This is a genomic window from Roseateles sp., from assembly GCF_031397715.1.
Taxonomy (GTDB): Bacteria; Pseudomonadota; Gammaproteobacteria; order Burkholderiales; family Burkholderiaceae_C; genus Paucibacter_A.
On the sequence record NZ_JANNMI010000353.1, the window covers coordinates 1 to 4,532 of the forward strand.

The 4,532-nt window shown below is 64.6% G+C and carries 6 protein-coding genes and 1 other RNA gene; 1 reads left to right on the top strand and 6 read right to left on the bottom strand.

The window, feature by feature from the left end:
• Positions 1 to 103: DUF815 domain-containing protein (locus RMO57_RS15380; protein WP_310388108.1), on the top strand; the 103-nt coding region annotated here is incomplete at its 5' end.
• A gap of 113 nt (positions 104 to 216) precedes the next feature.
• Here the strand turns inward: RMO57_RS15380 and RMO57_RS15385 are convergent.
• The 6 genes from RMO57_RS15385 to argB form a co-directional block, all read right to left on the bottom strand.
• A complete protein-coding gene (locus RMO57_RS15385) occupies positions 217 to 1,107 on the bottom strand; it encodes an ATP-binding protein (RefSeq protein WP_310388099.1) in 891 nt (296 codons plus the stop codon).
• A gap of 42 nt (positions 1,108 to 1,149) precedes the next feature.
• Complete coding sequence (gene slmA / locus RMO57_RS15390; RefSeq protein WP_414896440.1) at positions 1,150 to 1,797, bottom strand: nucleoid occlusion factor SlmA; 648 nt, start codon at positions 1,795 to 1,797, stop codon at positions 1,150 to 1,152.
• 116 nt (positions 1,798 to 1,913) lie between these two features.
• Positions 1,914 to 1,990, bottom strand: a non-coding RNA gene (locus RMO57_RS15395) — sX9 sRNA.
• A gap of 116 nt (positions 1,991 to 2,106) precedes the next feature.
• Complete coding sequence (locus RMO57_RS15400; protein WP_310388103.1) at positions 2,107 to 2,799, bottom strand: response regulator transcription factor; 693 nt, start codon at positions 2,797 to 2,799, stop codon at positions 2,107 to 2,109.
• 197 nt (positions 2,800 to 2,996) lie between these two features.
• Complete coding sequence (locus RMO57_RS15405; protein ID WP_310388104.1) at positions 2,997 to 3,689, bottom strand: pyrimidine 5'-nucleotidase; 693 nt, start codon at positions 3,687 to 3,689, stop codon at positions 2,997 to 2,999.
• A gap of 72 nt (positions 3,690 to 3,761) precedes the next feature.
• A partial coding sequence (gene argB, locus RMO57_RS15410) for an acetylglutamate kinase (protein WP_310388106.1) occupies positions 3,762 to 4,532 on the bottom strand: 771 nt, incomplete at its 5' end.

Genomic DNA, 4,532 nt, shown 5'->3' on the forward strand with positions numbered 1-4,532 from the left:
GCCGGCGCTGGTGTGGGCGCTGGAGCGCGGCTCGCGCTCGGGCCGGGTGGCTTACCAGTTCGCCCGCGATCTGGCGGGACGTGAGGGCTTCAATCATGTCTGAGCGGGAACCTGTCGACGTTGCCGACCGGGCGGCTGGTCAACAAAAATCGCCCCTCACGGCCCTGCGCGTCACGTTCGACCAGCACGCCGACAGCAACGTCGACAGGTTCCCGCTCAGACATGATTGAAGCCCTCACGTCCCGCCAGATCGCGGGCGAACTGGTAAGCCACCCGGCCCGAGCGCGAGCCGCGCTCCAGCGCCCACACCAGCGCCGGCTGGCGCGCGGCCGCAATCAGCTCCTCGGGCACGCTGAAGTAACGCAGCCATTGAGCGGCAATCGCCAGATACTCGTCCTGGCTGAAGGAGTAGAAGCTCAGCCACAGGCCGAAGCGCTCGGACAGCGAAATCTTCTCCTCGACCGCCTCGCCCGGATGGACCTCGCCGTCGGGCTGGTGGGTGTAGCTGAGGTTATCCTTCAGCTGCTCGGGCAGCAGATGGCGGCGGTTGCTGGTGGCATAGATCAAGACGTTGTCGCTGGCCGCCGCGACCGAGCCGTCCAGCATCGACTTCAAGGCCTTGTAGCCCAGCTCGCCCGCATCGAAGCTGAGGTCGTCGCAGAAGATCACAAAGCGCTCTGGCCGCTCGGCCACCAGGTCGACCAGATCGGGCAGGTCGACCAGATCGGCCTTGTCGACCTCAATCAGGCGCAGGCCGCGCGGCGCAAACTCATTCAGGCAGGCCTTGATCAGCGAGCTTTTGCCGGTGCCGCGGGCGCCGGTCAGCAGCACATTATTGGCCAGCCGGCCGGACACGAATTGCTCGGTGTTTTGCAGCAGGCGCTGCTTTTGCGTCTCGACCTCAAGCAACTCGCTCAAGCGGATGGTGGCCGCATGCCGCACCGGCTCCAGCACCGGCACGCCGCGCCGGCGCCGGTAGCGGAACGCCGCCGCAGCCTGCCAGTCGGGCGCGCTCAGAACCGGCGGCAACAGGGTCTCGACCCGCGCCAACAAGGCCTCGGCGCGTTGCAAAAAGGCCTGCAGGGATGGTTGGACTGGATCGGTCATGGTCGGCGCGCTGAGGAAGGCCGGCCAGTGTAGCGGCCAGCTTCAGCCCAGCAACATGCGCAGCGCCGACTCCAGCTGCTCGATCGGGCTGCGCTTGAAGCCGCTGCGCGCATAGCGCTGCAGGCGGCCGATGATGAAGCTGACCAGCACCGAAGCCTGCGCATTGGCGTCCACCGTCGGCGTGCTGGAGCCGTTGGCTTCCGCTGCATTGCGCAAGGCCACGCGCAGCGAGGACTCGACACGGTCAAAGAACTGATTCATGCGCAGCACCAGGCGCTCGTTTTCATGTACCAGCGCGTCACCGACCATCACCCGCGTCATGCCGGGGTTGCGTTCGCCAAACTGCAGCAGCATCGAAACAATTTTTTGCGCCTGCAGCAGGCCGGAGCCGTCGCGCTCGCTGATCTGATTCAAGAGCGTGAAGATACTGCCCTCGATGAACTCGATCAGGCCCTCGAACATCTGCGCCTTGCTGGCGAAGTGCCGGTACAGCGCCGCCTCGCTGACCTCCAATTTGGCGGCCAGCGCAGCGGTGGTGATGCGGTCCGCACCGGGCTGCTCCAGCATGCTGGCCAGGGTCTGCAAAATCTGCACCCGGCGCTCGCCCGGGCGCGGGCGCTTGCGGGCGGGTGCCATGGGCTCGACCCTTGACGCAGCGACAAGATTCAATTTTGGCTCAGGTGCGGACATGGGCGTGGCGGCTTGGGGGTTGATCGCGCGGTATCCAGGTATTGCGATATCGCGACAGCATGCGGCCCATGACGGCGGCCGGCGGCCGATTCTGGCACAGCCGCGTGGCGCTCAGAGGCTGAGAAATTTTGTAGCGAGCGGCCGTCAGGCTAGGCGGACGGAGCGCAGAAACCGGAACGTACTCCCCGTACGTGAGGATTTCGACAACGAAGTTGCGGCGAGACTCATATTTGCGAAGCAAATGTGATGTCGGAGCCAACATTCGGCCAACGACGCATGGCGGTCGCGCAGCAAAAAGTTCTCAGCCTCTCAGTCACGCAGCCAACCGAGCCGGCGCGCCTCATAGATCGCCTCCACCTTGGAGCGCACATGAAGCTTGCGGTAGACCCGTTTCACATAGGTCATCACGGTATGCGGAGAGACCTTCATGAAACCGGCAATCTCGTCGAAGGTGAAGCCCTTGGCCGCCAGATGGAGCACCCGCGACTCCTGCTCCGACAATGCCACCGCATCCTCGTCCAGCGCTTGCGCGTACCCCGCGCTCAATCCCGCGGCGACCGCATGCGAATGGCTGGCCGGCGCCAAGCGGCTGAGTAGGCGGCGGGCAATGATGGGGCTGATCGGGCTGCCGCCGCTGCGCAGCGTGCGCAGCTGCTCGGGCAGGTCCAGCGCCAGGCTGTCCTTGAGCAGATAGCCGCTGGCGCCGGCCGCGATGCTGGCCAGCACATGCTGTTCGTCACCGAACACCGAAATCACCATCACCTCGCAGGCCGGCTGGGTCAGCGCCGCGTGGCGTATCAGGTCGATACCGCTGCCGCCGGGCAGGTCCAGATCGACCAGCAAGACATCCGGCGAGCTGGCGTCAAACATCAAGCGCCCCTGCGGAAAATCAGCCGCCAGCCCCAGCAACCGGATGTCGGGCACGCACGCCAAGGAGCGGGCAAAGGCGTCGCGAAAGCGGGCCTGATCCTCAACAATCAACACAGAGAAAATAGGGGCCATGACGAGCAATGACGTGACGATGAAGCGACAAGCGAAGTCATCACACGGTAACGCAGAACCGGCACCGCTCGCACCCCAACCACGGCCTCAAACAGGGGATGGCGGAGCTGGGCTCTCAAGTCGTTCGCCGGGCCGCCCCCAAGAACGACTTGGCCCCCGCCGGGGGCTGACCGAGTATGTCTCGGGCGGGGGGCTCGCTAACCCTGCAGCAGGGTTGACAGCCGATTGATGCGCCGGTCCACATAGACCGGCCGGCGCCGCAACCGAGCGGCGGCTGCGGGGCCATGCAACTGTGAGCCGTGCAGCCAGCGTTGCATCCAGACCGTCTGCATGCCGACCCGCCGTGCGGCTTTTTGATGAACCAGGGTGTCTTCGACCAGCACGCAATCGCTGGCGTGCAACTTCAAGCCGGCCAATAAATGGCGAAACATGCGCGCGTCGGGTTTGGGCCGTAACTGGCCAAACATACGCATCTGCTCGAAGGCGATCACCGCCTCAAAACAAGGCGCAATCCCCAGCGCTGCCAACACCCGTTCGGCATAGGCTCTGGGCGCATTGGTCAACAAGAACTTGCGCCCCGGCAGGCGCCTGAGCGCGGCCAAGTCATGCGCATGGCAATGCAGCAGCGGCTCAACGCCGCTCAGGCGATGGGTGTGGTGCAAAAAATGCGCGGGCGCCACGCCGTGGTGGCGCACCAGGCCCAACAGCGTGGCGCCGTAGCGCTGCCAGTAAAGCACTCGCAGGCGATTGGCTTCTTCGCGCGGCACACCGATATGGGTGGCGATGTAATCGGTCATCGCCAGACTGAGGGCGCCGAACACATGGGTCGAGGCGTTATGCAGGGTGTCGTCGAGGTCGAAGAACCAGACAAGCCTGGACGGCCGGGCCATGATCCGGTCCCACCGGGCGACCGGATCATCGCAAGTCCTCGCTGCGCTCAGACGCGGAACCATGATCCGGTCTCAGTGAGACCGGATCATGGTTCCGTAGGCCTGGTCGCTGAGAATTTCCAGCAACATCGCATGCGGCACCCGGCCATCGATGATGTGCACCGCATTGACGCCGCTCTTGGCCGCCTCCAACGCCGAGGCGATCTTGGGCAGCATGCCGCCCGACAGCGTGCCGTCGGCAAACAACTCGTCAATTTCGCGCGCGCTCAAGTCGGTCAGCAGATTGCCGGCCTTGTCCAGCACACCGGGCGTGTTGGTCAGCAGCACCAGCTTCTCGGCCTTCAAGATCTCGGCCAGCTTGCCGGCCACCACATCGGCATTGATGTTGTAGCTCTCGTTGTGCTCACCGAAACCAATCGGGCTGATCACCGGGATGAACTGGTCGTCTTGCAGCGCCTTCACCACGCTGGGGTCGATGCTGACGATGTCGCCGACCTGGCCGATATCGTGCTCCTTGGCGGGGTCGTCCTTGTCCAGCATCTTCAGCTTCTTGGCCCGGATCATGCCGCCGTCACGCCCCGTCAGGCCCACCGCCTTGCCGCCGGCCACATTGATCAGGCCGACGATATCCTGCTGCACTTGGCCAGCCAGCACCCACTCGACCACCTCCATGGTCTCCTCGTCGGTGACGCGCATGCCCTGAATGAATTGACCCTTCTTGCCCAGGCGACTCAGGGCGCCCTCGATCTGCGGGCCGCCGCCGTGCACCACCACCGGGTTCATGCCGACCAGTTTCAAGAGCACCACATCCTCGGCAAAGTCTTGCTGCAAAGCCGGGTCGGT

What these genes read in the sequence shown, in the direction of transcription:
- RMO57_RS15385 (WP_310388099.1), bottom strand. Translation starts at nt 1,107, where the DNA reads ATGACCGATCCAGTCCAACCATCCCTGCAGGCCTTTTTGCAACGCGCC.
- RMO57_RS15405 (WP_310388104.1), bottom strand. Translation starts at nt 3,689, where the DNA reads ATGGCCCGGCCGTCCAGGCTTGTCTGGTTCTTCGACCTCGACGACACC.
- slmA (WP_414896440.1), bottom strand. Translation starts at nt 1,797, where the DNA reads ATGTCCGCACCTGAGCCAAAATTGAATCTTGTCGCTGCGTCAAGGGTC.
- RMO57_RS15400 (WP_310388103.1), bottom strand. Translation starts at nt 2,799, where the DNA reads ATGGCCCCTATTTTCTCTGTGTTGATTGTTGAGGATCAGGCCCGCTTT.